This is a genomic window from Methylosinus sp. RM1 (assembly GCF_011378635.1).
GTDB lineage: Bacteria > Pseudomonadota > Alphaproteobacteria > Rhizobiales > Beijerinckiaceae > Methylosinus > Methylosinus sporium.
Genome location: NZ_WOVC01000009.1, coordinates 41,014 through 63,950 on the forward strand (window position 1 = coordinate 41,014; position 22,937 = coordinate 63,950).

Genomic DNA, 22,937 nt, shown 5'->3' on the forward strand with positions numbered 1-22,937 from the left:
GCGAGCCAGACGGCTCGAGCGTCGCCGAAACCCTTGTCGATCGATCCCGCCTTCTAATCCGTTTGTCGTTGACAAGCCATGCGCCGCGCATCAAAACCAAAAGCGTCGGCGCGATTTTCGAGTCGCACGGCGATCCACACTTGCGAAGGACTCATGGGCAGTAGCCTCGGCAACAGCCGCCTCGGCGCAGCCGCCGCAGCCTCGTCTGCGCGCGTCGCGCCTCACACAGAAGCCCGCGGCCGAAAGGACCGCGTGAGAGGCGTCGCCAGAGCCTAGCGCTCCACCCGCCGCTCACGCCTTCGGCCGCCGCAATGGCCAGAAGGACGAGAGCGATGAAGATGTTTTCCCGCCCCTATCCGAACCTCCGTCTGCGCACGGCGCAGAGCGGCGTCATGCCCATCGCCGCGCCGGCGGAGCTGCGCGATCTGCGCCTCACCGGACGCCGCATGCGGCTGCGCGCCGCCTGGACGATCGACGCCGCCACACGCCGGCCCGTCTGCCTCTGGGACAAGGAGACGGACACGCCCGGCCGCGCCGAGGACGAGGATGCGCAGAGTCGCCAGCGCGGCTTTTCCCGCCGCCATGCGCGCCTCATCCGATCGATACGCGAAAGACCCTTTTCGCGTATCGCATCGCGCGCGATCGGGATTCGATAGAGCGCTCTCCAATCGAACGGCGCTCCAACGAAGGATTATGAAAATCCGCGCGGTTCGTCCCGGTCGGCGATCCCGCCGGGACGAACCGCGCCCCACGTCTCGACCATCGTCATCAAAGCTTCATAACCCTGAACTGTAAAGGCGCCGCTCGTACGTTTTTCCCTTTCGCGCGTGCGACATGAAACTCTGCCAATATCCGAATCACATAGAAGACAGAACGACGAGCCGATGCATTTCCGAATTCCCGCCACTCTGGCGACGCTGACGTTCGCGCTCCAATGCGCGAGCCCATCGACGGCCGCCGACAAGCCGTCCGAGACGCCGGCATTCACATCCCCGCCCGCCTTCACTTGGGCGGGACTGCATATCGGAGTGAACGCCGGCGGCGGCCTGCCCATTGCGAGCGGCGGAACGCTGGAGGCCGGCAGCGGCTTCACGAGCCGCGCCTTCGACCTCGCGGCGCCGAACCGCGACCGCGCCGGAGCGAGCTTCGGCGCGCAGATCGGCTATGACTGGCAGCATGGCCCCTGGGTCTATGGGCTGGAGACGGATTTGAGCTTTCTCGGCCTGCGCCGCGCCTCCACCGGAATTTTTCCGGCGCCCGCCGCCTATCGCCCGCTCGGAATCACGGCCTATGGGCTGACCTCGGACGAGAATGGCGATTACTTCGCCAGCATTCGCGGACGCCTCGGCTACGCCTTCGACCGCACGCTGCTCTACGCCACTGGCGGAATCGCCGCCGGCGGCTGGCGCGGCGCGTCCAATCTCGTCTTTTACGACGCGGGGGCGCTCGGCCTCTTCTTCGCGCCGCTCTCCAAATCCTCGCGCATGAAATATGCGATCGGCGGCGGGATCGAGCAGGCGCTCGACGACCATGTCTCGGCGCGGCTCGAATATCTCTATGTGAACCAGCAATTGCAGAACCGCGTCTACGACAATAATTTCTCCTTCCAATTCGCCGCGCGTCAGCGCAGCGAGGCGCATGTGCTGCGTCTCGGCCTGAACTATCGCTTCGATCCGCAGGAGGAAGCCGGCGGGAGCGATGACGCGGGCAAGGGCGACACGGGCAAGGGCGACGTGGACGAGAAGGCCGACGCCAAGAACAGCGATTCGGCGAAGAACGAGAAGCGCGACGCCGACAAGAAGGGGCGCGGCAAAGAGAAGGACGAGGAGAAAAAGGACGCGGCGGACGACAAGTCGAAGAACGGGTCCGAGGAGGTCTACAGCTTTCACGGCCAGACCACCGCCGTGCTGCAGGGCTATCCGAAATTTCGGGCGCTCTACAGCGGCAAGCGCAGCTTTCCCGCGAATGGGCTCGCCAATGCCGGCTCGACCAGCAATCTCTTCTTCGGCATGCGGCTTTGGAAAGGGGGCGCCGTCTATGTCAATCCCGAGATCGACATGGGCTATGGCCTCGCCAATTCGGTCGGCGCAGCTTCCTATGTGAACGGCGCCGTCGCCAAGGTCGGACGGGCCGCGCCCTACATGCGCTTCCAACGCTATTTCCTGCGCCAGATCATCGGGCTCGGCGGCAATGGAAAAGTGGATGATCCGGACACTGGCTCCTTCAACGAGGTGCTCGAATCGACGCTGAACCAATTGTCGGGAAAGGTCGACAAGGACCGCATCATCCTGACGATCGGCAAGTTCGGCGTGCCGGACATTTTCGACGACAACAAATACGCTCACGACCCGACGACCGGCTTCTTGAATTTCGGCGTGAACACGCTCGGCGCTTTCGACTACGCCGCCGATTCCTGGGGCTACACCTATGGCGCGGCGATCGAGTGGAAGCAGGACTGGTGGACGGCGCGCGGCGGCGTCTTCCAGCTCTCCGACATTCCCAACAGTCCGACCATCGAGCCCGTGCTCGGGCGGCAATTCATGGGCGTCGCCGAATTCGAGGCCCGCTACGATCTCTTCGATCAGCCGGGCGTCATCAAATTTCTCGCCTACGGCGACAATGGCTATATCGCCAAGGTCGACGACATTTCGAATTACGCGCTGGCGAGCGGCAATCTGCCGCCGGATGTGAACAATCCCTGGCTGCGCCGGCGCCAGCTCAAGATCGGCGGCGGCGTCAACGTCCAGCAGCAGATTTCCAAGGAGATCGGCTATTTCCTGCGCGCCAGCATGTGCGACGGACGCTTCGAGACCGTCGACTACACCGACATCGACCGCTCGCTGTCGACGGGATTCATCGCCGCGGGATCGCTATGGGGACGCGACAAGGACGAGATCGGCGGAGCCGTGGTGTTCTCGGGACTTTCCGGGCCGCGCCAGCGCTATTTCGGCCTCGGCGGCCTCAGCGTCTATATCGGCGACGGCGCGCTGAACTACGCGGGCGAAAAAGTGCTGGAGACCTATTACAAATACAACGTCCGCGACGGCGTCGAGCTGACGCTCGACTATCAGCTCATCGGCAATCCGGCGCATAATTCCGCGCGCGGCCCGATCAATGTCTTCGGCCTGAGGCTGCACACGCAGTTTTGACGGCCGGCGCCGGGGATTTGGGCGCTGTCGCCGATTGTTCTACAATCGGCCTCCGATGACCAAGGCGCGCGACGACTTCACTCTGCTCTGGCTGCAGGCCGGCAGCTGCGGCGGCTGCACGATGGCGACGCTGGAGCGCGGCGCTTCCGGCTGGTTCGAGGAGCTGCGCGGCTTCGGCATACGTCTCCTCTGGCATCCGAGCGTCAGCGAGGAGACGGGCGAGGAAGCCCGCGCCATTCTCGCCCGCGTCGAGCGCGGCGAGCAGAAGCTCGGCGCGCTCTGCATAGAGGGCTCTATCCTGCATGGGCCGGAGGGCACCGGCCTTTTCAACAAGCTCTCCGGCACCGGCCGCAGCATGTTGGATTGGGCGCGCACTCTGGCGCCGCGCGCCGATTATTGCGTGGCGGTGGGCAGCTGCGCCGCTTTCGGCGGCGTGCCGGCCGGCGCGCCAGACCCCACCGACGCCAGCGGGCTGCAATATTCGGGCGTCGATATCGGCGGGGCGCTGGGGCCGGATTATCGCTCGGTCAAAGGGCTGCCGGTCATCAATGTCTCCGGCTGCGCGCCGCATCCGGGCTGGATCATGGAGACGCTGCTCGCGCTCTCGCTCGGCCGTTTCACGCAGGCCGATATGGATGATTACGGCCGGCCGCGCATTTTCGCCGACCATCTCGCCCATCACGGCTGCAGCCGCAATGAATTCTACGAGTTCAAGGCCAGCGCCGAGGATGTCTCCGAGCGCGGCTGCCTGATGGAGCATTTGGGCTGCAAGGCGACGCAGGCGGTGGGCGACTGCAATCAGCGCTCCTGGAACGGCGGCGGCTCCTGCACGCAGGCGGGCTCGACCTGCATCGCCTGCACCTCGCCGGGCTTCGAGGCGACGCGCGGCTTCCATCGCACGCCCAAGATCGGCGGCATTCCGGTCGGCCTGCCGCTGGATATGCCGAAAGCCTGGTTCGTCGCGCTCGCCGCCCTCTCCAAATCGGCGACGCCGAAGCGCGTGCGCGAGAACGCGCGCAGCGACCATATCGCCCGCGCCCCGACGCCGGGGGCGGAGAAGAAAAAAACATGAGCCGCATCGTCATCGGGCCGTTCAATCGCGTCGAGGGCGATCTCGAGGTGACGCTCGACGTCGAGAATGGCGTGGTGCGCGAGGCGCGCGTCTCGGCCTCGCTCTATCGCGGTTTCGAGCAATTGCTGCTCGGCCGCCCGGCCGCCGACGCGCTGGCGATCGCGCCGCGCATCTGCGGCATATGCTCGGTCTCGCAATCTCTGGCCGCCGCCGCCGTGCTGCGCGCCGCCCAGCCGATCGCGCCCGCGCCCAATGGGCTTCTGGCCACCAATATCGCCCATGCGGCGGAGAATATCGCCGACCATCTGACGCATTTCTACGTTTTCTTCATGCCGGATTTCGCCCGCGCCGCCTATGCCGGACGGCCCTGGCGTGCCGCCGCCGAGGCGCGCTTCAAGGCGGTCTCCGGCGCGGCGCTGCGCGAGGCGCTGCCGGCGCGCGCGCGCCTATTGGAGACGATGGGGCTGATCGCCGGCAAATGGCCGCACAGCCTCGCCTTCCGCGCCGGCGGCGTCACGCGGGCGCTGGCGCTCGGCGACGAGATGCGGCTGCGCGCCCTGCTCGCGGATTTTCGTACTTTCCTCGAGCGCACGCTCTTCGCCGCGCCGCTCGAGGCCGTGACCGCCCTCTCCTCGACCGAGGAACTCGATCGCTTCGCGGACAGCGCCGCCGGCGATTTTTCCGCATTCCTCCGCATCGCCCGCGATCTTCGCCTCGCGGAGATGGGACGCGGTCCCGGCCTGCTGCTCTCCGCCGGAGCCTATCTCGGGCCGGAGGGCCATCGCTTCCCCGCCGGTCTCCTCGACACGAAGACGGGCGGGCTGCGCGCACCGCCGCTAGATCATATCGAGGAGGATGTCTCGCACGCCTATATGCGCGACACCGCCGCCGATCCCGCCCTTTCCGACACGCTGCCGGATATTCACCGCGAGGGGGCCTATAGTTTCGCCAAGGCGCCGCGGCTCGAAGGCCGCGCTGTAGAGGTGGGCGCGCTGGCGCGCCAGGCGGTCGCCGGCCATCCGCTGATCCGCGACCTGCTCGCGGGCGGCGGCTCCACTGTCCTCGCCCGCATCGTCGCGCGCGTCCTGGAGATCGCGCTGCTCATCGAGGCGATGGAGGATTGGACCCGCGCGCTGGCGCCGAGCGAGCCCTATTGCGCGCCCGACGCGCCACTCGCCGACGGCGCCTTCGTCGGCTTCGTCGAGGCGGCGCGCGGAACGCTCGGCCATTGGGCGAGCTTCCGCGACGGCCAGATCGAGCGCTATCAGATCATCGCGCCGACGACCTGGAATTTCTCGCCGCGCGACGCCGCCGGCAATCCCGGCCCGCTGGAGCAGGCGCTAGCGGGCCTTTCTGTGGGCGAAGACGGCGCAACCAATGTCGCGGTGCAGCATATCGTGCGCTCCTTCGATCCCTGCATGGTCTGCACGGCGCATTGACTGTCTAGACGCTTTCCGCGACTGGAAAGTCGCTTCTCCTCATAGCGCCCTCCGCGAGCGAAGAGATTTTCGGCAATCGCCTGAGAGCCTGGAAAGATTCTCCTTACCCTCGCGCTGGCCCGCATCTTGCCGTTCTTTCCCCAAGCGGCGCCGTCGCGCGAATGCCGCATTGCACAAGGGTGGGGAAGGAAATGGCCGCCATCGAAACCTTCTACGACGTCATTCGCCGTCAGGGCGTCACGCGCCGCAGCTTCACCAAATTCTGCTCGCTCACCGCGGCGAGCCTCGGCCTCGGCCAGAGCGCCGCCGTGCAAATGGCGCAGGCGCTGGAGACCAAGCCGCGCATTCCGGTGATCTGGATGCATGGGCTCGAATGCACCTGCTGCTCGGAGAGCTTCATCCGCTCGGCGCATCCGCTCGCCAAAGACGTCGTGCTGTCGATGATCTCGCTCGACTATGACGACACGATCATGGCCGCCGCCGGACATCAGGCCGAGGCGATCCTCGAGGAGACGAAGGAAAAGTACAAGGGCAAGTATATTCTCGCCGTCGAGGGCAATCCGCCGCTGAACGAAGGCGGCATGTTCTGCATCGACGGCGGCAAGCCCTTTGTCGAGAAGCTGAAATGGATGGCCGAGGACGCCATGGCGATCATCGCCTGGGGCGCCTGCGCCTCCTGGGGCTGCGTGCAGGCGGCCAAGCCCAATCCGACGCAGGCGACGCCGATCGACAAGGTCATCAAAGACAAGCCGATCATCAAAGTGCCGGGCTGCCCGCCCATCGCCGAAGTGATGACCGGCGTCGTCACCTTCGTCACCACTTTCGGCAGGCTGCCGGAACTCGACCGGCAGGGCCGGCCGAAGATGTTCTACTCGCAGCGCATCCACGACAAATGCTACCGCCGCCCGCATTTCGACGCCGGCCAATTCGTCGAGGAATGGGACGATGAGGCGGCGCGCAAGGGCCATTGCCTCTACAAAATGGGCTGCAAGGGTCCGACCACCTATAACGCCTGCTCCACCGTGCGCTGGAATGGCGGGGTCTCCTTCCCCATCCAGTCCGGCCATGGCTGCATCGGCTGCTCGGAAGAGGATTTCTGGGACAAGGGCTCCTTCTACGACCGGCTGACCAAGATCAACCATTTCGGCATTGAGCATAACGCCGATGAGGTGGGCCTCGCGGCCGCGGCCGTCGTCGGCGGCGCCGTCGCCGTCCATGCGGGCGTCACCGCGGTGAAGCGCATCACGACCAAGCACGAAGGGTAGCGCGGAGCAGCGAAACCCTCGCCCCTCATGCTGAGGAGGCGGCGTAGCCGCCGTCTTAAAAGCGCGAGGGGCGAGTTCCAGAGGGCGCGCGTGACGCTTCCCTCGTCCTTCGAGACGCGGCCTACGGCCGCTCCTCAGGATGAGGGAAGCTTCTGCCGGCCGTCCTGGACAAGAATTACACCGGCAACGGCCGATCTCGAGGAAACGCGATCATGGGCATTCAGACGCCGAACGGCTTCAATCTCGACAATTCCGGCAAGCGCATCGTCGTCGATCCGGTCACGCGCATCGAGGGACACCTCCGCGTCGAGGTCAATGTCGACAAGAACAATGTGATCCGCAACGCCGTCTCGACCGGCACAATGTGGCGCGGCATCGAGGTCATCTTGAAGGGCCGCGATCCGCGCGACGCCTGGGCCTTCACGCAGCGCATCTGCGGCGTCTGCACCGGCACACATGCGCTCACCTCGGTGCGCGCGGTGGAGAACGCGCTCGGCATCACCATCCCCGAGAACGCCAACTCCATCCGCAACATGATGCAGCTGGCGCTGCAGGTGCATGATCATCTCGTGCATTTCTATCATCTTCATGCGCTCGATTGGGTCGATGTGGTCTCGGCGCTCTCCGCCGATCCCAAGGCGACCTCGGCGCTGGCGCAGTCGATCTCCGATTGGCCGCTGTCCTCGCCCGGCTATTTCAAGGATCTGCAGATCCGCCTGAAGAAGTTCGTCGAGTCGGGACAGCTCGGCCCGTTCAAGAACGGCTATTGGGGCCATGCGGCCTATAAGCTTCCGCCGGAAGCGAATCTCATGGCCGTCGCGCATTATCTCGAGGCGCTCGATTTCCAGAAGGAGATCGTGAAGGTCCAGACGATCTTCGGCGGCAAGAATCCGCATCCGAACTGGCTCGTCGGCGGCGTGCCCTGCGCCATCAATGTCGACGGCACCGGCGCGGTCGGCGCGATCAATATGGAGCGCCTCAACGACGTCACCTCGATCATTCAGCAATCGATCGATTTCGTCGAGAAGGTCTATCTGCCGGATGTGCTGGCCATCGGCTCCTTCTACAAGGATTGGCTCTATGGCGGCGGCCTCTCGGGCAAGAATGTCATGGCCTATGGCGATATTCCCGAGCACGCCAATGACTTTTCTCCCGGCAATCTCGGCCTGCCGCGCGGCGTGATCCTCAACGGCAATCTGAAAGAGATTTTCCCCGTCGATCACACCGACCCCGAGCAGATCCAAGAGTTCGTCACCCACTCCTGGTACAAATATCCAGACGAGTCCAAGGGGCTGCATCCCTGGGACGGCGTCACCGAGCCCAATTACAAGCTCGGCCCCAACGCCAAGGGCACGCCGACCAATATTCAGGAGCTGGACGAGGCCGGCAAATATTCCTGGATCAAGGCGCCGCGCTGGCGCGGCAACGCCGTCGAGGTGGGTCCGCTGGCGCGCTATATCGTCGGCTACGCGCAGGGCAAGGCGGAGTTCAAGGAGCCGACCGACGAGTTTTTGAAGAAGCTCGGCGTGCCGGTCACCGCGCTGTTCTCGACGCTCGGCCGCACGGCGGCGCGCGCGCTGGAGGCGCAATGGGCGGTGCGCAAGATGGAGCACTTCCAGAACAAGCTGATCGCCAACATCAAGGCCGGCGACTCCTCCACCGCCAATATCGACAAATGGAATCCGCAGGCCTGGCCGAAGGAGGCCAAGGGCTTCGGCTTCACCGAGGCGCCGCGCGGCGCGCTCGCGCATTGGATCAAGGTGAAGGACGGCAAGATCGAGAACTATCAGTGCGTCGTGCCGACGACCTGGAACGGCAGCCCGCGCGATCCCAAGGGCAATATCGGCGCCTTCGAGGCCTCGCTGATGGACACGCCGCTGGCCGATCCGCAGAAGCCGCTCGAGATTCTGCGCACCATCCACTCCTTCGACCCCTGCCTCGCCTGCTCCACGCATGTGATGAGCGAGGACGGTCAGGAGATGACGCAAGTCAAGGTTCGCTGAGGAGGCGAGGTCATGACCGAGGCGACGCAAATCCATGGCGTGCTCGACGCTCACGGCGAAAAGGCCGCCGAGCTGCAGAGCGTCTATGTCTATGAGGCGCCGGTGCGACTCTGGCACTGGATCAATGCGGCGGCGATCGTCGTGCTGGCGACGACGGGCTATTTCATCGCCTCGCCCTTGCCTTCGACGCCGGGCGAAGCGAGCTCGCAATTTCTGATGGGCTATATTCGCTTCGCCCATTTCTCGGCGGGCTATGTTCTCGCCGTGGCGCTGCTGCTGCGCATCTATTGGGCTTTCGTCGGCAATGAGCACGCCAAGCAGATTTTCTATCTGCCGGTGTGGGACCGCAAATGGCTGTCGGGCGTGCTCTATGAGGCGGGCTGGTACGCCTTTCTGGTGAAGCAGCCGAAGAAATACATCGGCCATAATCCGCTCGGCCATCTGATGATGCATCTCTTCATGCTCAATCTGGCCTTTCTGGTGGTGACGGGCTTCGCGCTCTATTCCGAGGGCGCCGGCCGCGACAGCTGGCAGTACAAGCTGTTCGGATGGGTGTTCACGATCTGGCCGAACAGCCAGGACGTCCATACTTGGCATCATCTCGCCATGTGGGGCGTCGTGCTCTTCGTGATCATCCACATCTACACCGCCGTGCGCGAGGACATCGTCTCCCGCCAGAGCCTCATCTCCTCGATGATCTCCGGCGAGCGCGTGTTCCGCGACGAAGCCGACAAGTGACGCCATTGCATGGCGGCGACGCGGCTCGACGCCGCTGCGCCGCCATAGCGCGTGAGAAGTGACTGAGGAGACGCGATGCGCACTCTCATTCTCGGCATAGGCAATATTCTCTGGGCCGATGAAGGCTTCGGTGTGCGCGCGGTGGAGGAGTTCCATGCGCGCTATGAGACGGGCGCCGATGTCACCATTCTCGACGGCGGCACGCAGGGGCTCTATCTCGTGCAATTCGTCGAGGCCTGCGATCAGCTGCTCGTCTTCGACGCCATAGACTATGGCCTCGAGCCCGGAACCTTGCGCATCGTGCGCGACGGCGAGGTTCCGCGCTTCATGGGCGCGAAGAAGATGAGCCTGCATCAGACCGGCTTTCAGGAGGTGCTCTCCGCCGCCGATCTGCTCGGCCGCTATCCCTCGCGCCTCGCGCTGATCGGCTGCCAGCCGCAGGACCTCGAGGATTGGGGCGGCCCGCTGACGCCGCCGGTCGTCGCCGCGATCGAGCCGGCGCTCGACGCAGCGGTCGCGACTCTGACAGAATGGGGCGTCGGCTTGCGCCCGCGCGCGGAGAGCGCGCAGAGCTTTCAGCGCCTGCTGGGGCATGACCTAGACCACAGTGCCTATGAGAGGCGCCTCGGCGCCGATGAGGAGACGAGACCATGAAGGCGATCCGTTTCGCGGCTGCGGCCGCCGCTTTTCTGCTTCCGGCGACCGCCATGGCGCATCCGGGCGACCATCCCAACGATCTCGCCTATGACATCGCCCATATTTTCACCGAGCCGGATCATCTGCTCGCCATGGCGATGGCGCTCGGCTGGGGCGCGATGGTCGTCGCCGTGGCCTTCTGGTTCAAGCCCTGGCGCGCTTCCTCCTGGCGCTGACGGACCCTCGAGCATGTGCGTCGGCTTTCCCATGACCGTCGTCGAAGGCGACGCTTTCGAGGCGCTATGCGAGCGGCGCGGCGAACGCCAGGCCGTCTCCATGGCGCTGGTCGGCGCGCAGCCCGCCGGGACCAAGGTGCTGGTCCATGTCGGCACGGCCGTCCGCGTGTTGGACCCGCTCGAGGCCGCGCAGATCGACGACGCTCTGGATGCGGTGGAAAAAGCCCTCGCCGGTGAGAATGTCGATCACCTTTTCGCCGATCTGGTCGATCGTGAGCCGCAGCTGCCCGAATTCTTGCGCAAGTGACCGCACTTGGAAAGCATCTATCCAGAATGATAAGCTACATTCCAGATACGGCCTGTCGAGCCTTCGGCTCCTACTGGAAAGGTTCTTTCGACTCAGTCGCCTAGCTCGTCGCCGTCACGAGCCGCCCATGGCATGGCGATTGCGGCCTCTTCGGCAAAAATAAAATGGGAGGACCGCATGTCCGGGTCGTTGCAGCTGGCGCTGAGCGAAAAATCCGGCGTCGCTCTGCTGGACGAGACCAATATCGACGCTTTTCTGGCCCCGCCGCCCGGCGCGAGCGCGCATACGCTGCTCTTCTTCGGCGGCGATCCGGACCAGCGCAGCGAGACCCATGATGTGGCGATCATCTTTCCACAGCTGGTCAAGGCCTTCGCCGGAAGGCTGCGCGCCGCCATCATCGCGCCCGCCGCGGAAAAGGCTCTGGAAGGGCGCTTCAGCGTCTGCGTCTATCCGAGCCTCGTCGTGACCTATGGGAGCGAGACGCTCGGCGTGCTGCCGAAAGTCTATGACTGGTCCGAATATCTCTCGCGGATCGAGGCGCTGCTGCAGTTGCAGGCCGCGCCGCCGAAAGAGCCGCGCGTGCGCATCACCTTCACGGAAGGGGAGACGAGCTCATGAAAGCCGGATTCTGGGTTTCGCCGGACGGCGCCGACGAAGCGATGACGGTCATGCCGATCGGCTATGACGCCGAGGCGGAGACCAAGCGCAGCGTCATCGCCTTTCTCGCGACCGCGACCGGCGAGCAGGCCGTCGCCGAATGCCCCCGCGCCGCCGCCCTCCTGCCGCAGCTCGCCGATGCGCTCGCCGCGCAGCGCGCCGATGCGCCGGGCAGACTCTTCGACATCACCGATTATGAGGCGAAAGAGCGCGAGCTCATCGGCCAGGTGCTCGGCGAGGGCGAGGTGAGCGGCGTCGCCGCCCTCCCCGACGGCGTCACCGCGCAAATCCTCGAGGCCTCCATGGCGGGCCTGTGGCGCGTGCGCTTCACCGACGCCGAGGGACGGCTCACCGCCGATTATCTCGAGATCGCCGCCATTCCCCATGTCGTCGAGCGCGCAGCGGAAATCACCGCCGAGAGCATCGCCATCGGCGCGGAGCCGGAAGGCGCGATGAATGTGATGCCCATGCTGGCCGAGATCGACGCCCGCATGCGCGCGCATAAAGCCGGCGATCCGTCGCATGTCATCAATTTCTCGCTGCTGCCCGTGTCGGAGATCGACATGGAGCATTTGCAGCAAACGCTCGGCAATGGACCCGTGCAGCTCATATCGCGCGGCTATGGCTCGGCCAAGATCACCGCGACCGGCGCCCGCAATGTGTGGTCGGTGCAATTCTTCAACGCCATGGGCACGATCATCCTCGACACGCTGGAGATCGGCGACACGCCCGCCGCGGCCTGCGCCGCCGATGAGGATTTCCACGATTCGGCGGAACGTCTGCGCGAGATTCACGAGGCCTATTTCACATGAGCGACGAAACGCTTCGCGATATCGCCCCCGACGCGCGCATGGAATGCGGCGTGTGCTGGCATGTCTATGATCCGGCCGAGGGCGATCCCGTCTGGCAGATTCCGCCGGGCGTCGCCTTCGCCGATCTTCCCGCCGACTGGCGCTGCCCCGAATGCGACGCGCCGCAAGAGAAATTCTTGAGGTGCGAGAATTGAGCGACGCCGCGGCGAGAGGCGAGAAGCTCGCGGATTTCTACCGCCGCGTCCATGAGACGTCGATGCGGGACTCCGGCCTCTGCAACGAGGCGCTCGCAGTGGAGCCGGTGGGCTTTCGCGACTTCGGCCCTTATGCGCTGGGCGTGATCGTCACGCCCTGGTTCGCCAATCTCGTCGTCACCGCGCCACGCGAGGGCGCCGATGCGCCCTTTCCCGATCCGGCGCGGCTGCAATTGCGCTTTCCGGCCGGCGACGTCGAATTCAATGTCAGCGAGATCGAGGGTTTCGGCCGCATCGCCGCCTGCTCGCTGTTCTCGCCCATGGATGATTTCGCCGATCACGAGGCGGCGCGGACCGCAGCGCGCGCGGCGCTCGACGCTCTGCTCGATCCCGCGATGAACGAGACGCCAAAGCGCGAGCCCGAGCCTACCGCGGCCCTCGATCGGCGCGCATTGTTCGGCGGCCGTCGACGCAGCGACGAAGAGGCCTCGCCATGAGCGTGGGCGCCGATCTCGGAGGGCTCGGCCCCGGCGCGATCTCCATCGTCGCCGAGCTCGCCGATGATCGCATCTGCTCGGTGCGCGTGCGCTCGAGCCGGCCAACGCATCTCACGCGTCTGTTTCGCGGCCGCCCCGCTGCGGAAGTCGCGCCGCTCGTCGGACGGCTGTTCTCCCTCTGCGGCCTCTCCCACGCTTTCGCCGCCTCGCGCGCCATCGCCGCGGCGCGCGGAGCAATGCGCAAGCCCACGCCGCAAAATCTCGTCGCGCTCGATTGCGAGCGCCTCTCCGAGACATTGCGCGCGCTGACGACAATGGCGGAGGACGCTGTTCCGCCGACGGCCCTGCGCGCGGTTCTGGCGCTGACGCGCGAGCTCGCCGCAGGCGACGCGCGCGACCGCAGCGCGACCGCCGCCCGCCTGCGCGCCGAAGCGGCGAAGCTCGGCCTGCCGGACGCTTCCAACTCGGCCGCGAGCAGCGATACGCCTTTCGGCAAATTGTCGCGCGAGCTGGCGCGCAGCCCCGCCATAGCCGCGAGCGTGCCCGATACGCTGCGCGCGGAGGACGACGGCGCCGTGCTAGAAGGAATAAGGGCGCAGGGCGAAAGCTTCAGCGCTACGCCCAGCATCGCCGGCCGCGCGCCGGAGACCGGTGCCTTCGCGCGTCATTGGCGCGAGACCGATCTCTCGCGCGGCGCAATCTGCGCGCGCTTTTCCGCGCGCATGATCGATCTCGATCGGCTCGTGACGCGCCTCTCCGACGGCGCCGAAGACGCCTCCCGCAGCGAGGCTCCCGCCACACGAGAAGCCTATTGCGCGGTCGAAACTTCACGCGGGAAGCTGTATCATTGGGTTCGGCTCACACCGGACGATAGGATCGAGAATTATGCGATCGTCGCGCCGACAGAATGGAATTTCCATCCCGCCGGACCTTTCGTCGCCGCTCTGCTCGGCGCGCACATTCCGCGCGCCGCCGCGGCGCAGACGATCACAGGGCTCGCAGGCCTCTTCGATCCCTGCATCGCCTTTCGCGTCGAGCTTCGCGAGGCCGCCTATGCATGAGATGGCGCTGACCGAGAGCATCGTCGAGCTGATCGAGGAGGAGAGCCGCAAGCAGGGCTTTTCGCGCGTACGCGTGGTGCGGCTCGAGATCGGCGCGCTCAGCCATGTGGAGCCGGAGGCGATCCGCTTCTGCTTCGAGGCGGTGGCGCATGGCGGAATCGTCCAGGGCGCGCGGCTCGACATTGTGCGCACTCCCGGCGAAGGCTGGTGCCTCGATTGCGCCAAGACCGTCGCCGTCGAAGAAAGATTTGGTCCTTGCCCGGACTGCGGCGGATACCATGTCCAAGTCACGGGCGGCGAGGATATGCGGGTGCAGGAACTGGAGGTCGACTAATGTGCACGGTCTGCGGCTGCGGAACTTCCAGCATCGAAGGAAAGCCAGAACATAGCCACGACCATCCGCATGATCATGCGCATGGCCACGCTCACGATCATCATCATGGTCATGACCACGATCACGATCACCACCATGACCACGATCATCATCATGATCACCCGCATCCGCACGATCATGACCATCATCATGCGCATGATGGCGATCACGCGCATGACGACCACGGCCATCGTCACGATTATGGCTCCGGCGCCGCGGGCGTTCATGTTCCCGGCCTCAGCCAGGAGCGTATCGTCCGCATAGAGCGAGATATTCTCTCCAAGAACAACGACCACGCGCGCGAGAACCGGGTGCGCTTCGAGCAATCCGGCGTCTTTGCGCTCAACTTCGTCTCCAGCCCCGGCTCCGGCAAGACGCAGCTTCTCGTGCGCACGATCACCGATCTGAAAGACCGCTTTCCCATTTCCGTCATCGAAGGCGATCAGCAGACGTCCAATGACGCGGAGCGGATCCGCGCGACAGGCGTTTCGGCCTTGCAGATCAACACCGGCAAGGGCTGCCATCTCGACGCGCATATGGTCTCTCGCGCGCTCGCCGAGCTCGCTGTCGCGCCCTCCTCGCTGCTCTTCATCGAGAATGTCGGCAATCTCGTCTGCCCCGCCGCCTTCGATCTCGGCGAGGCGCATAAGATCGTCGTGCTCTCGGTGACGGAGGGCGAGGACAAGCCGCTCAAATATCCCGAAATGTTCGCGGCCTCCGATCTCATGCTGCTGAACAAATCCGATCTTCTGCCGCATGTGGAGTTCGACGTCGGGCGCTGTCTTGCCAATGCGTTGAAGGTCAATCCCGATTTGCAGACATTGGTCGTCTCCGCGCGCACCGGCGAGGGCATGGCGGCCTTCTACGCCTGGATCGAGGCGCGCGCGGCGCGGGCCGCCGCGAGAAGCGCGCGCGCCGCCGCCGCGGCGAAGTGAGGAGAAAAGGCTTATGCCGTCGAGCGAGGCGACGAGGCTGAGATTGCGCGTGACCGGCGCCGTGCAGGGCGTCGGCTTTCGGCCCTTCGTGCATTCGCTCGCCGACCGCTACGCCCTCGCCGGCTTCGTGCGCAATGATTCGCAAGGCGTGCTGATGGAGGTGGAAGGCGCGCGCGTCGATGATTTCGTCGCGGCGCTGAAACGCGAGCCGCCGCCGCTCGCGCGCATCGACACGCTGGAATGCGAGACGATCACGCCGCTGCGCGACGCGAAATTCTCGATCGAGCCGAGCCGCGACGGCAAGACGCAGACGCGCATCACGCCGGACGCCGCCGTCTGCGACGACTGCCTGAGTGATCTCTTCGATCCGAAGAGCCGCTTCTATCTCTATCCTTTCGTCAATTGTACCCATTGCGGCCCACGCTACACGCTGACGCGGCGCCTGCCCTATGATCGTGCGCAAACCTCTATGGCGCCTTTCGCAATGTGCGAGGATTGCGCGCGCGATTACGCCGATCCGACCAACAGGCGCTTCCACGCGCAGCCGATCGCTTGCCCGAAATGTGGTCCGCGGCTCGATCATTCGATCGAGCAGATCGTCACGGCTCTCCAGAGCGGCGGAATCGTCGCGCTGAAAGGAATCGGCGGCTTTCACCTCCTCTGCGATGCGCGCAATGAAGCCGCCGTCGCCGAACTGCGCCGCCGCAAGGGCCGCGACGCCAAGCCCTTCGCCATTATGGTCGCCGACGCTGCGGCGGCGACGCGCGCCGGCCTCTTCGACGCGCAATCGCTACGCCTGCTGCAATCGCGCGCGCGGCCCATCGTCATCGTCGAAAAGCGCGAGGAATTCGCTCCCTCCGTCGCGCCCTGCCTCTCGCGCATCGGCGTCATTCTGCCCTATGCGCCGCTGCATCGTCTGCTGTTTCACGCCGCCACGGATCTGGCGCTCGTCGCCACCAGCGCCAATCCGAGCGGCGAGCCGCTGATCGTCGATGACGACGAGGCGCGCGAGAAGCTCGCCTCCATCGCCGATCTCATCGTCGGCCATGATCGCGCCATCGTCGCGCGCGCGGACGATAGCGTGATGTCCGTCATCGCCGGCGCGCCCGCCTTCTTGCGTCGCGCGCGCGGTTTCATTCCCGAGCCCGTCGCGCTCACGAATGACGGCCCCGACACTCTGGCGCTCGGCGCGCATCTCAAATCCACCATCACCGTCACGCGCGGACGCGAGGCTTTCGTCTCGACGCATATCGGCTCGCTCGACGATCGCGCGACGATCGATTTCTTTCGCGAAACCATCGCGCGAATGCTCGACATTCTCGATGTGAAGCCCGAGCGCGTCGCCTGCGATCTCCACCCTGATCTCGCCTCGACGCGCTACGCCGAAGAGACCGGCCTGCCCGTCATTCGCGTGCAGCATCACGCCGCCCATATCGCCGCGATCGCCGCCGAGCATAAAATCGAAGGCCCCGTCCTCGGCGCTGCGCTCGACGGCCATGGCTATGGCGACGACGGCGGCGCCTGGGGCGGCGAGCTGATGCTGGTCGATGAAGGCTATTGGCGCCGGCTGGGCCATATCGCGCCTCTGCCGCTGCCCGGCGGCGACCGCGCCGCGCGCGAGCCTTGGCGCATGGGCGTCGCCGCGCTCGCCGCGCAGGACCGCTGCGGCGATGTGTTCGATCGCTTTCCCGGCATGGAGCTCGCCGGCAAAGTGGCCATGCTGGCGAGCGCGCCAAATGTCGCGCGAACGACGAGCCTCGGCCGCATGTTCGACGCCGCAGCTGCGTTGCTCGGCGTGCGGCTCATGCAGCAATATGAAGGGCAGGCGGCGATGGAGCTGGAGGCGCTGTGCAAAAGCCCGCGCGCGCTCGACAATGGCTACCGAATCGAGAGCCACATTCTCGATCTGACCAAGCTCTTCGCCGCGCTGCTGAAGCCCAGCCTCTCTGCAGCGCAAGGCGCCGAGCTGTTTCATGGAACGCTGATCGAAGCGCTCGCGCAATGGCTCTGCGCGGCGGCGCAGGCGCGCGGCCAAACGCGCATCGCGCTCGGCGGCGGCTGCATGATGAATAAAATTCTCGCGGAGGGTCTCGTCTCGCGCCTTCGCGATTTTGGAATAGAAGCGCTGGTCGCGCGCGCGGCGCCGACGAATGACGGCGGACTCTCGCTCGGCCAAGCCCATATTGCGCGAATGAGAAAGGTCTAACGCAAATGTGCCTCGCCATTCCCGCTCGCGTGGAGGAGTTGCTGCCCGACGATATGGCGCGCGTCAGCGTCGATGGCGTCGGCAAGCTCGTGTCTGTCGCGCTCGTCGATGGTCTTACGATCGGCGATTATGTCGTGCTACATGTCGGTTATGCGCTCGCCAAGATCGACGAGGAAGAAGCGATGGCGACGCTCGCTCTGCTGCGCGAGGCCGCGGCGCTGGGAGACGCGCAATGAGGCATGTCGACGAATATCGCGACGGCGATCTCGCCCGCGCCATAGCGCAGCGCATCACCGCGGAAGCGCAGAGCGATCGACAATATCGCTTCATGGAGTTTTGCGGCGGCCATACGCATGCGATCTCGCGCTATGGCATAGAGGATTTGCTGCCCGAAAATATCCGTCTCATTCACGGCCCCGGCTGCCCCGTCTGCGTGCTGCCGATGGGCCGCATAGACGACGCCATTCGCCTCGCCGCGCGCGAGGAGGTGACGCTCTGCACCTATGCCGATCTGATGCGCGTGCCGGCCTCCGGCGGCTCCAGCCTAATGAAAGCCAAGGCGAACGGCGCCGATATTCGCATGGTCTATTCGACGCTCGACGCCATCGCCATCGCCGAGAAGGAGCCGCAGCGCCAAGTCGTCTTTTTCGCCATAGGCTTCGAGACGACGACGCCGCCGACCGCGGTCGCCATTCGCCTCGCGCAGAAGAAGGGCCTCGCGAATTTCTCCATCTTCTGCAATCATGTGCTGACGCCGGCGGCGATGCAGGCCATTCTCGACACCGACAATGGCGTGGAGATCGAAGGCTTCGTCGGCCCCGCGCATGTCTCCACCGTCATCGGCTCCGCGCCCTATCGGCGTTTCGCGAGCGATTATCACAAGCCCGTCGTCATCGCCGGCTTCGAGCCGCTGGATGTGCTGCAGGCCATTTTGATGCTGCTGCGGCAGATCAACGAGGGCCGCTGCGAGATCGAGAATCAATATCGCCGCGCCGTCACCGAGAGCGGCAACGCCAAAGCCATCGACGAAGTCGCGGAGATTTTCGAGCTGCGCGAGGCCTTCGAATGGCGCGGGCTCGGCGAGATTCCGCACAGCGCGCTGAAGCTGCGCGAAGCCTACGCCGACTATGACGCAGAGCGCCGCTTCGCCATGGAGACCAAGCCGGCGCGCGATAATCCGGCCTGCGAATGCGGCGCGATTCTGCGCGGGCAGAAGCGTCCGCAGGATTGCAAGCTGTTCGGCGTGGCCTGCACGCCGGAGACGCCAATGGGCTCCTGCATGGTCTCCTCGGAAGGCTCTTGCGCGGCCTATTGGGCTTATGGAAGATTCCGGCAATATCAGAACGAAACGCGGAAAGCGTCATGAACAAGCATGAGCCGGCAGGCCGCAAGCTCGATCTCCGCAATGGCCGCGTGGAGCTATCGCACGGCTCCGGCGGACGCGCCATGGCGCGGCTGATCGGCGAGATTTTTCACGCCGCCTTCGACAATGAATGGCTCGCCGCCGGCAATGACCAGGCGGCCTTCGACATTCCCGCCGGACGCATGGCGATGACGACGGACGGCTATGTCGTCTCGCCCTTGTTCTTCCCCGGCGGCGATATCGGCAAGCTCGCCGTGCACGGCACGATCAACGACGTCGCCATGGCCGGCGCGCGGCCGCTGCATATGTCCGCGAGCTTCATCATAGAGGAAGGCTTTCCGCTCGCCGAGCTGAGGCTGATTGCGCAGAGCATGGGCGAAGCCTCGCGCGCGGCCGGCGTCGCCGTCGTCACCGGCGACACCAAAGTGGTGGAGCGCGGCAAGGCGGATGGCGTCTTTATCTCGACGAGCTGCGTCGGGATCATTCCGGCCGGGCTCGCGCTGTCCGGCGACAGAGCGCGGCCGGGCGATGTCGTGCTGCTCTCCGGCTCCATCGGCGATCATGGCGTCGCGGTCATGTCGAAGCGCGAGAATCTCTCCTTCGATACAGAAGTGCTGTCCGACACGGCGGCGCTGCACGAGCTCGTCGCCGCTATGGTGGAGACCGCTGGCGACGCGATTCGTCTGATGCGCGATCCGACGCGCGGCGGCGTAGCGGCGACGCTCAATGAGATCGCGCATCAATCGCGCGTCGGCGTGCGCATCGACGAGAAAGCCATTCCTATCGCGCCGCAAGTGGCCGCCGCCTGCGAGCTGCTGGGGCTCGATCCTCTGCATGTCGCCAATGAGGGCAAGCTCCTCGCAGTGGTCGCGCGCGAGGCCGCCGATGCGCTGCTCGCCACGATGCGCGCGCATCCGCTGGGCGCGCAGGCGGCGCGCATCGGCGAGATCGTCGCCGATGAGCATTGCTTCGTGCAGATGACGACCGCTTTCGGCGGCGGTCGCATCATCGACTGGCTCTCCGGCGAGCAATTGCCGCGCATCTGCTAGAGTCTTTTTGTTTTGAGGCGAGGCGTCGAGATGAACAAGCACGAGGACAGCCGCGAGATGGAGAGCGAGGCGACGCCGATCTCCCGCGGCGCCACTGTGCTCATCGTCGATGACGAGAAGCGCTCGCTCGAATCGCTGCGCCGCGTGCTCGGCGGCGAGTTTCAGATCGTCTGCGCGAGCAGCGCCGCCGAGGCGGAGGCCGTGCTCGCCGGCGATTTGGTGCAGGTGATCCTCTGCGATCAGCGAATGCCGGGCGAAAGCGGCGTCGAATTTTTGACGCGCGTGCGCGAGCATTGGCCGGAGCCGGTGCGCATGATCATCTCCGGCTATACGGATGCGGAAGATATTATCGCCGGCGTCAATGAGGCCGGAATTTTTCAATATGTGACCAAGCCCTGGGATCCGGACAAGCTCATCCGATCGGTGCGCGAGGCCGCGCAGCTCTATGCGGCGCAGAAGGATGGCGGCGCCGCGCCGCCGCTCGAGGCCAAGCCCTCGCATGAGCGCTTGCAGCGGCTCGCCAGCGACAGACGCCGCGCCGAGCGACGCATGTTCGAGTTCGGCCGCATCGTCCATGCGCCGGAAAGCCCGATGCGCCAGACGCTCGCGCTGGCGCGGCGCGCGGCGGAATACGACATTTCCGTGCTCATCACCGGCGCCTCGGGCACGGGCAAGGAGCTGCTGGCGCGCGCCATTCATCACGGCTCGGCGCGCGGCGAGAAGAGTTTCGTCGTCGAAAATTGCGGCGCGCTGCCGGATGAATTGCTCGAGAGCGAATTGTTCGGCTGCAAGAAAGGCGCATTCACCGGCGCCTATCAGGATCGCGTCGGCCTGTTCGAGGTCGCGGATGGCGGCTCGATCTTTCTCGACGAGATCGGCGAGACCTCGCCGTCCTTTCAGGTGAAGCTGCTGCGCGTGCTGCAGGAGGGCGAGATTCGGCCGCTCGGCGCGCAGCGTCCGCGCCGCGTCGATGTGCGCGTCATCGCCGCCACCAATCGCAATATCGTCGCCGATGTGGAGGCCGGACGTTTTCGCCGCGACCTCTATTATCGCCTCGCCGCTTTTCCGATCCATCTGCCGCCGCTCAGCGAGCGGCGCTGCGACATCGCCATCATCGCCGCGCGCATACTCGTCGCCGTGAACCAGACCTTCAATCGGCGCGTACCGGGCTTCGAGCCGGAGACGCTGCGGCTGATGGAGCGCTATGGCTGGCCCGGCAATGTGCGCGAGCTGCACAATGAGATTCAGCGCATGGTGGCGCTGAGCGACGGCGACGCCAATCTGCCGCCGGGCCTGCTGTCGCCTTGCATAACCGATCATCGCGCGACGACCACATGCGACGACCAGCAGCGCTTCACGCTGAAGGAGCGCGTCGAGATGCTGGAATGCGCGCTGATCAAGGAATCGCTGGAACGCAACGGACGCAACATCAGCCATGTGGCCGACGAGCTCGGACTGTCGCGCGTCGGCCTACGCAGCAAGATCGCCCGCTATGACATCTCCCGCGTCGTCGATGACGAAAGCTGACGTCAAATCCTACGCCAAGCATGGCGATCTCATCGCGCTGGTCGCGGGCAAGGAGGAGATTGCGCTGTCGGAAGGCGGCGAGTCCGTCTGGCTCGAAGTCATCAAGAAGATGGACGAGGTCTATACGGACCTCATCGGCTATGAGGCCGATCTCGAGCGCAAGAATGGCGAGCTCGAGGCCGCGCGCAATTTCATTCAGAGCGTCATCGCCTCCGTCTCGGACGTGCTGATCGTCTGTGACGAGCGCGGCGCTATTCTGCAAGTCAATCCCGCTTTCGAGGCGCTCGCTGGGCGCGGCGAGGCGGAGCTGAAAGGCGCCTCTGTGGCGACGCTGTTCATCGTGGAGGACGAGGCGCGCGCCGCCGCCATCGTCGCCGGACAGGCGCGCGAACCGACCAGCGTCGAATCGCGTTTCCGCACGAGCAACGGCCCGTCCGATCTGATGGCGATCAATTGCTCGCCTTTGTTCGATTCGGATGGGCGCAGAGCCGGCGCGGTCTTCACTGGCCGGCCGATCGGCGAATTGCGCCGCGCCTATGAGGCGCTGCATCGCGCCCATGTCGATCTGCAACAGGCGCAATCGCGCCTCGTCGAGCAGGAGAAAATGGCGAGCCTCGGCCGCCTCGTCGCCGGCGTCGCGCATGAGCTCAATAATCCGATCAGCTTCGTCTATGGCAATATTCATACGCTCGACCGCTATCGCAAGGCGATCGCCGCCTATCTCGAGGCGATTCATGCCGGCGCGAGCGCGAAGGAGCGCGAGACGCTGCGACGCGCGAGCGGCATAGACGCCATTCTCTCCGATCTCCAGCCCTTGATCGACGGCACGCTGGAAGGCGCCGTGCGCATCAGCGAGATCGTCAAGAATTTGCGGCGCCTCTCCTTCAGCACCAAGGCGCCGCGCGAGGCGGTGTCATTGTCGAAAGTGGTGGAGACCGCCGCGCAATGGGCCTCGCGCAGCAAGAAGGCCAAAGCGCGCGTCGTCGCCGATCTCGAGCCCGAGCTCTACGCCTCGGGACAGAGCGGCCAGATTCATTCGGTGCTGGTCAATCTCATCGACAATGCGCTCGACGCCGTGCGCGAGGTGGAGCAGCCGATCGTCTCCATCACCACGCGCGGCGAAGGCGATTGCGCGATCGTGGTCGTGGACGACAATGGCAAGGGCGTGCCGGAGGCGCTGCGCGGCCGGATCTTCGAGCCGTTCTTCACCACCAAGGCCGTCGGCGAAGGCACCGGGCTCGGATTGTGGATCAGCTATTCGATCGCCCATGAACATGGCGGCTCGATCGAATACGAAGCGCCGCCCGAAGGCGGCGCGCGTTTCACGCTTCGATTGCCGCGCGCCGAGGACGGCGAGACGCGAACCTGAAGACCCGCAGCCCGGGGGTGGGGCGGTGGACCGCGAGTCTTCGGCTCCG

At 65.4% G+C, this 22,937-nt stretch carries 23 protein-coding genes; all 23 read left to right on the forward strand.

What is annotated here, in order from left to right; genetic code table 11:
- Positions 1–332 precede the first annotated feature (332 nt).
- The 23 genes from FMZ75_RS08390 to FMZ75_RS08500 all read left to right on the forward strand — a co-directional run bounded on the left by FMZ75_RS08390 (position 333) and on the right by FMZ75_RS08500 (position 22,888).
- The gene (locus tag FMZ75_RS08390) at positions 333–656 is read left to right on the forward strand and encodes a hypothetical protein (RefSeq protein ID WP_166142153.1); all 324 of its coding nucleotides are present in this window, start codon (positions 333–335) and stop codon (positions 654–656) included.
- A 228-nt stretch (positions 657–884) separates the two neighbouring features.
- The gene (locus FMZ75_RS08395) at positions 885–3,149 is read left to right on the forward strand and encodes a carbohydrate porin (protein WP_166142155.1); all 2,265 of its coding nucleotides are present in this window, start codon (positions 885–887) and stop codon (positions 3,147–3,149) included.
- Between the two features lie 55 nt (positions 3,150–3,204).
- Positions 3,205–4,221 (forward strand): HupU protein, encoded by a 1,017-nt coding sequence (locus FMZ75_RS08400; protein WP_166142157.1) that lies wholly within the window; start codon positions 3,205–3,207, stop codon positions 4,219–4,221.
- Positions 4,218–5,660 carry a nickel-dependent hydrogenase large subunit gene (locus tag FMZ75_RS08405; RefSeq protein ID WP_166142159.1) on the forward strand — a complete coding sequence of 481 codons (1,443 nt, stop codon included), beginning with the start codon at positions 4,218–4,220 and terminating at the stop codon, positions 5,658–5,660. Before FMZ75_RS08400 ends, FMZ75_RS08405 begins: the two co-directional genes overlap by 4 nt.
- A gap of 191 nt (positions 5,661–5,851) precedes the next feature.
- On the forward strand, positions 5,852–6,925 hold the full coding sequence (locus tag FMZ75_RS08410) for a hydrogenase small subunit (protein WP_108917019.1): 1,074 nt from the start codon (positions 5,852–5,854) through the stop codon (positions 6,923–6,925).
- A 212-nt stretch (positions 6,926–7,137) separates the two neighbouring features.
- Complete coding sequence (locus tag FMZ75_RS08415; RefSeq protein WP_166142161.1) at positions 7,138–8,928, forward strand: nickel-dependent hydrogenase large subunit; 1,791 nt, start codon at positions 7,138–7,140, stop codon at positions 8,926–8,928.
- A gap of 12 nt (positions 8,929–8,940) precedes the next feature.
- A complete protein-coding gene (cybH, locus tag FMZ75_RS08420; protein ID WP_166142163.1) occupies positions 8,941–9,666 on the forward strand; it encodes a Ni/Fe-hydrogenase, b-type cytochrome subunit in 726 nt (241 codons plus the stop codon).
- A gap of 75 nt (positions 9,667–9,741) precedes the next feature.
- Positions 9,742–10,320 carry a HyaD/HybD family hydrogenase maturation endopeptidase gene (locus FMZ75_RS08425; RefSeq protein WP_166142165.1) on the forward strand — a complete coding sequence of 193 codons (579 nt, stop codon included), beginning with the start codon at positions 9,742–9,744 and terminating at the stop codon, positions 10,318–10,320.
- The gene (locus FMZ75_RS08430) at positions 10,317–10,538 is read left to right on the forward strand and encodes a hypothetical protein (protein WP_161911912.1); all 222 of its coding nucleotides are present in this window, start codon (positions 10,317–10,319) and stop codon (positions 10,536–10,538) included. Before FMZ75_RS08425 ends, FMZ75_RS08430 begins: the two co-directional genes overlap by 4 nt.
- Before the next feature lie 13 nt (positions 10,539–10,551).
- A complete protein-coding gene (locus tag FMZ75_RS08435; RefSeq protein ID WP_166142167.1) occupies positions 10,552–10,845 on the forward strand; it encodes a HypC/HybG/HupF family hydrogenase formation chaperone in 294 nt (97 codons plus the stop codon).
- Between the two features lie 177 nt (positions 10,846–11,022).
- Complete coding sequence (locus FMZ75_RS08440; RefSeq protein ID WP_246728856.1) at positions 11,023–11,463, forward strand: hydrogenase accessory protein; 441 nt, start codon at positions 11,023–11,025, stop codon at positions 11,461–11,463.
- Positions 11,460–12,314, forward strand: a complete 855-nt coding sequence (locus FMZ75_RS08445) for a hydrogenase expression/formation protein (protein ID WP_166142171.1) — start codon at positions 11,460–11,462, stop codon at positions 12,312–12,314. The genes FMZ75_RS08440 and FMZ75_RS08445 overlap by 4 nt, the downstream gene beginning before the upstream one ends.
- Positions 12,311–12,508, forward strand: a complete 198-nt coding sequence (locus FMZ75_RS08450; protein ID WP_018266926.1) for a rubredoxin — start codon at positions 12,311–12,313, stop codon at positions 12,506–12,508. Before FMZ75_RS08445 ends, FMZ75_RS08450 begins: the two co-directional genes overlap by 4 nt.
- A complete protein-coding gene (gene hybE / locus FMZ75_RS08455) occupies positions 12,496–13,005 on the forward strand; it encodes a [NiFe]-hydrogenase assembly chaperone HybE (RefSeq protein ID WP_370464690.1) in 510 nt (169 codons plus the stop codon). The genes FMZ75_RS08450 and hybE overlap by 13 nt, the downstream gene beginning before the upstream one ends.
- Positions 13,002–14,066 carry a nickel-dependent hydrogenase large subunit gene (locus tag FMZ75_RS08460; protein ID WP_166142175.1) on the forward strand — a complete coding sequence of 355 codons (1,065 nt, stop codon included), beginning with the start codon at positions 13,002–13,004 and terminating at the stop codon, positions 14,064–14,066. The genes hybE and FMZ75_RS08460 overlap by 4 nt, the downstream gene beginning before the upstream one ends.
- Positions 14,059–14,400: a hydrogenase maturation nickel metallochaperone HypA gene (gene hypA / locus FMZ75_RS08465; RefSeq protein ID WP_108917030.1), complete on the forward strand. Its 342-nt coding sequence runs from the start codon at positions 14,059–14,061 to the stop codon at positions 14,398–14,400. Before FMZ75_RS08460 ends, hypA begins: the two co-directional genes overlap by 8 nt.
- Positions 14,400–15,374 (forward strand): hydrogenase nickel incorporation protein HypB, encoded by a 975-nt coding sequence (gene hypB / locus FMZ75_RS08470; RefSeq protein ID WP_166142177.1) that lies wholly within the window; start codon positions 14,400–14,402, stop codon positions 15,372–15,374. The genes hypA and hypB overlap by 1 nt, the downstream gene beginning before the upstream one ends.
- A gap of 13 nt (positions 15,375–15,387) precedes the next feature.
- Positions 15,388–17,580 carry a carbamoyltransferase HypF gene (hypF, locus tag FMZ75_RS08475; protein ID WP_166142179.1) on the forward strand — a complete coding sequence of 731 codons (2,193 nt, stop codon included), beginning with the start codon at positions 15,388–15,390 and terminating at the stop codon, positions 17,578–17,580.
- A gap of 5 nt (positions 17,581–17,585) precedes the next feature.
- A complete protein-coding gene (locus tag FMZ75_RS08480) occupies positions 17,586–17,816 on the forward strand; it encodes a HypC/HybG/HupF family hydrogenase formation chaperone (protein ID WP_166142181.1) in 231 nt (76 codons plus the stop codon).
- Complete coding sequence (gene hypD, locus FMZ75_RS08485) at positions 17,813–18,946, forward strand: hydrogenase formation protein HypD (protein WP_166142183.1); 1,134 nt, start codon at positions 17,813–17,815, stop codon at positions 18,944–18,946. The genes FMZ75_RS08480 and hypD overlap by 4 nt, the downstream gene beginning before the upstream one ends.
- Positions 18,943–19,992, forward strand: coding sequence for a hydrogenase expression/formation protein HypE (gene hypE / locus FMZ75_RS08490; protein WP_166142185.1), 1,050 nt, complete (start codon positions 18,943–18,945; stop codon positions 19,990–19,992). Before hypD ends, hypE begins: the two co-directional genes overlap by 4 nt.
- Before the next feature lie 30 nt (positions 19,993–20,022).
- Positions 20,023–21,519 (forward strand): sigma-54 dependent transcriptional regulator, encoded by a 1,497-nt coding sequence (locus FMZ75_RS08495; protein ID WP_207783348.1) that lies wholly within the window; start codon positions 20,023–20,025, stop codon positions 21,517–21,519.
- Positions 21,506–22,888 carry an ATP-binding protein gene (locus tag FMZ75_RS08500; RefSeq protein WP_166142187.1) on the forward strand — a complete coding sequence of 461 codons (1,383 nt, stop codon included), beginning with the start codon at positions 21,506–21,508 and terminating at the stop codon, positions 22,886–22,888. Before FMZ75_RS08495 ends, FMZ75_RS08500 begins: the two co-directional genes overlap by 14 nt.
- Positions 22,889–22,937 lie beyond the last annotated feature (49 nt).

What these genes read in the sequence shown, in the direction of transcription:
- FMZ75_RS08390 (WP_166142153.1), top strand. Translation starts at nt 333, where the DNA reads ATGAAGATGTTTTCCCGCCCCTATCCGAACCTCCGTCTGCGCACGGCG.
- FMZ75_RS08395 (WP_166142155.1), top strand. Translation starts at nt 885, where the DNA reads ATGCATTTCCGAATTCCCGCCACTCTGGCGACGCTGACGTTCGCGCTC.
- FMZ75_RS08400 (WP_166142157.1), top strand. Translation starts at nt 3,205, where the DNA reads ATGACCAAGGCGCGCGACGACTTCACTCTGCTCTGGCTGCAGGCCGGC.
- FMZ75_RS08405 (WP_166142159.1), top strand. Translation starts at nt 4,218, where the DNA reads ATGAGCCGCATCGTCATCGGGCCGTTCAATCGCGTCGAGGGCGATCTC.
- FMZ75_RS08410 (WP_108917019.1), top strand. Translation starts at nt 5,852, where the DNA reads ATGGCCGCCATCGAAACCTTCTACGACGTCATTCGCCGTCAGGGCGTC.
- FMZ75_RS08415 (WP_166142161.1), top strand. Translation starts at nt 7,138, where the DNA reads ATGGGCATTCAGACGCCGAACGGCTTCAATCTCGACAATTCCGGCAAG.
- cybH (WP_166142163.1), top strand. Translation starts at nt 8,941, where the DNA reads ATGACCGAGGCGACGCAAATCCATGGCGTGCTCGACGCTCACGGCGAA.
- FMZ75_RS08425 (WP_166142165.1), top strand. Translation starts at nt 9,742, where the DNA reads ATGCGCACTCTCATTCTCGGCATAGGCAATATTCTCTGGGCCGATGAA.
- FMZ75_RS08430 (WP_161911912.1), top strand. Translation starts at nt 10,317, where the DNA reads ATGAAGGCGATCCGTTTCGCGGCTGCGGCCGCCGCTTTTCTGCTTCCG.
- FMZ75_RS08435 (WP_166142167.1), top strand. Translation starts at nt 10,552, where the DNA reads ATGTGCGTCGGCTTTCCCATGACCGTCGTCGAAGGCGACGCTTTCGAG.
- FMZ75_RS08440 (WP_246728856.1), top strand. Translation starts at nt 11,023, where the DNA reads ATGTCCGGGTCGTTGCAGCTGGCGCTGAGCGAAAAATCCGGCGTCGCT.
- FMZ75_RS08445 (WP_166142171.1), top strand. Translation starts at nt 11,460, where the DNA reads ATGAAAGCCGGATTCTGGGTTTCGCCGGACGGCGCCGACGAAGCGATG.
- FMZ75_RS08450 (WP_018266926.1), top strand. Translation starts at nt 12,311, where the DNA reads ATGAGCGACGAAACGCTTCGCGATATCGCCCCCGACGCGCGCATGGAA.
- FMZ75_RS08460 (WP_166142175.1), top strand. Translation starts at nt 13,002, where the DNA reads ATGAGCGTGGGCGCCGATCTCGGAGGGCTCGGCCCCGGCGCGATCTCC.
- hypA (WP_108917030.1), top strand. Translation starts at nt 14,059, where the DNA reads ATGCATGAGATGGCGCTGACCGAGAGCATCGTCGAGCTGATCGAGGAG.
- hypB (WP_166142177.1), top strand. Translation starts at nt 14,400, where the DNA reads ATGTGCACGGTCTGCGGCTGCGGAACTTCCAGCATCGAAGGAAAGCCA.
- hypF (WP_166142179.1), top strand. Translation starts at nt 15,388, where the DNA reads ATGCCGTCGAGCGAGGCGACGAGGCTGAGATTGCGCGTGACCGGCGCC.
- FMZ75_RS08480 (WP_166142181.1), top strand. Translation starts at nt 17,586, where the DNA reads ATGTGCCTCGCCATTCCCGCTCGCGTGGAGGAGTTGCTGCCCGACGAT.
- hypD (WP_166142183.1), top strand. Translation starts at nt 17,813, where the DNA reads ATGAGGCATGTCGACGAATATCGCGACGGCGATCTCGCCCGCGCCATA.
- hypE (WP_166142185.1), top strand. Translation starts at nt 18,943, where the DNA reads ATGAACAAGCATGAGCCGGCAGGCCGCAAGCTCGATCTCCGCAATGGC.
- FMZ75_RS08495 (WP_207783348.1), top strand. Translation starts at nt 20,023, where the DNA reads ATGAACAAGCACGAGGACAGCCGCGAGATGGAGAGCGAGGCGACGCCG.
- FMZ75_RS08500 (WP_166142187.1), top strand. Translation starts at nt 21,506, where the DNA reads ATGACGAAAGCTGACGTCAAATCCTACGCCAAGCATGGCGATCTCATC.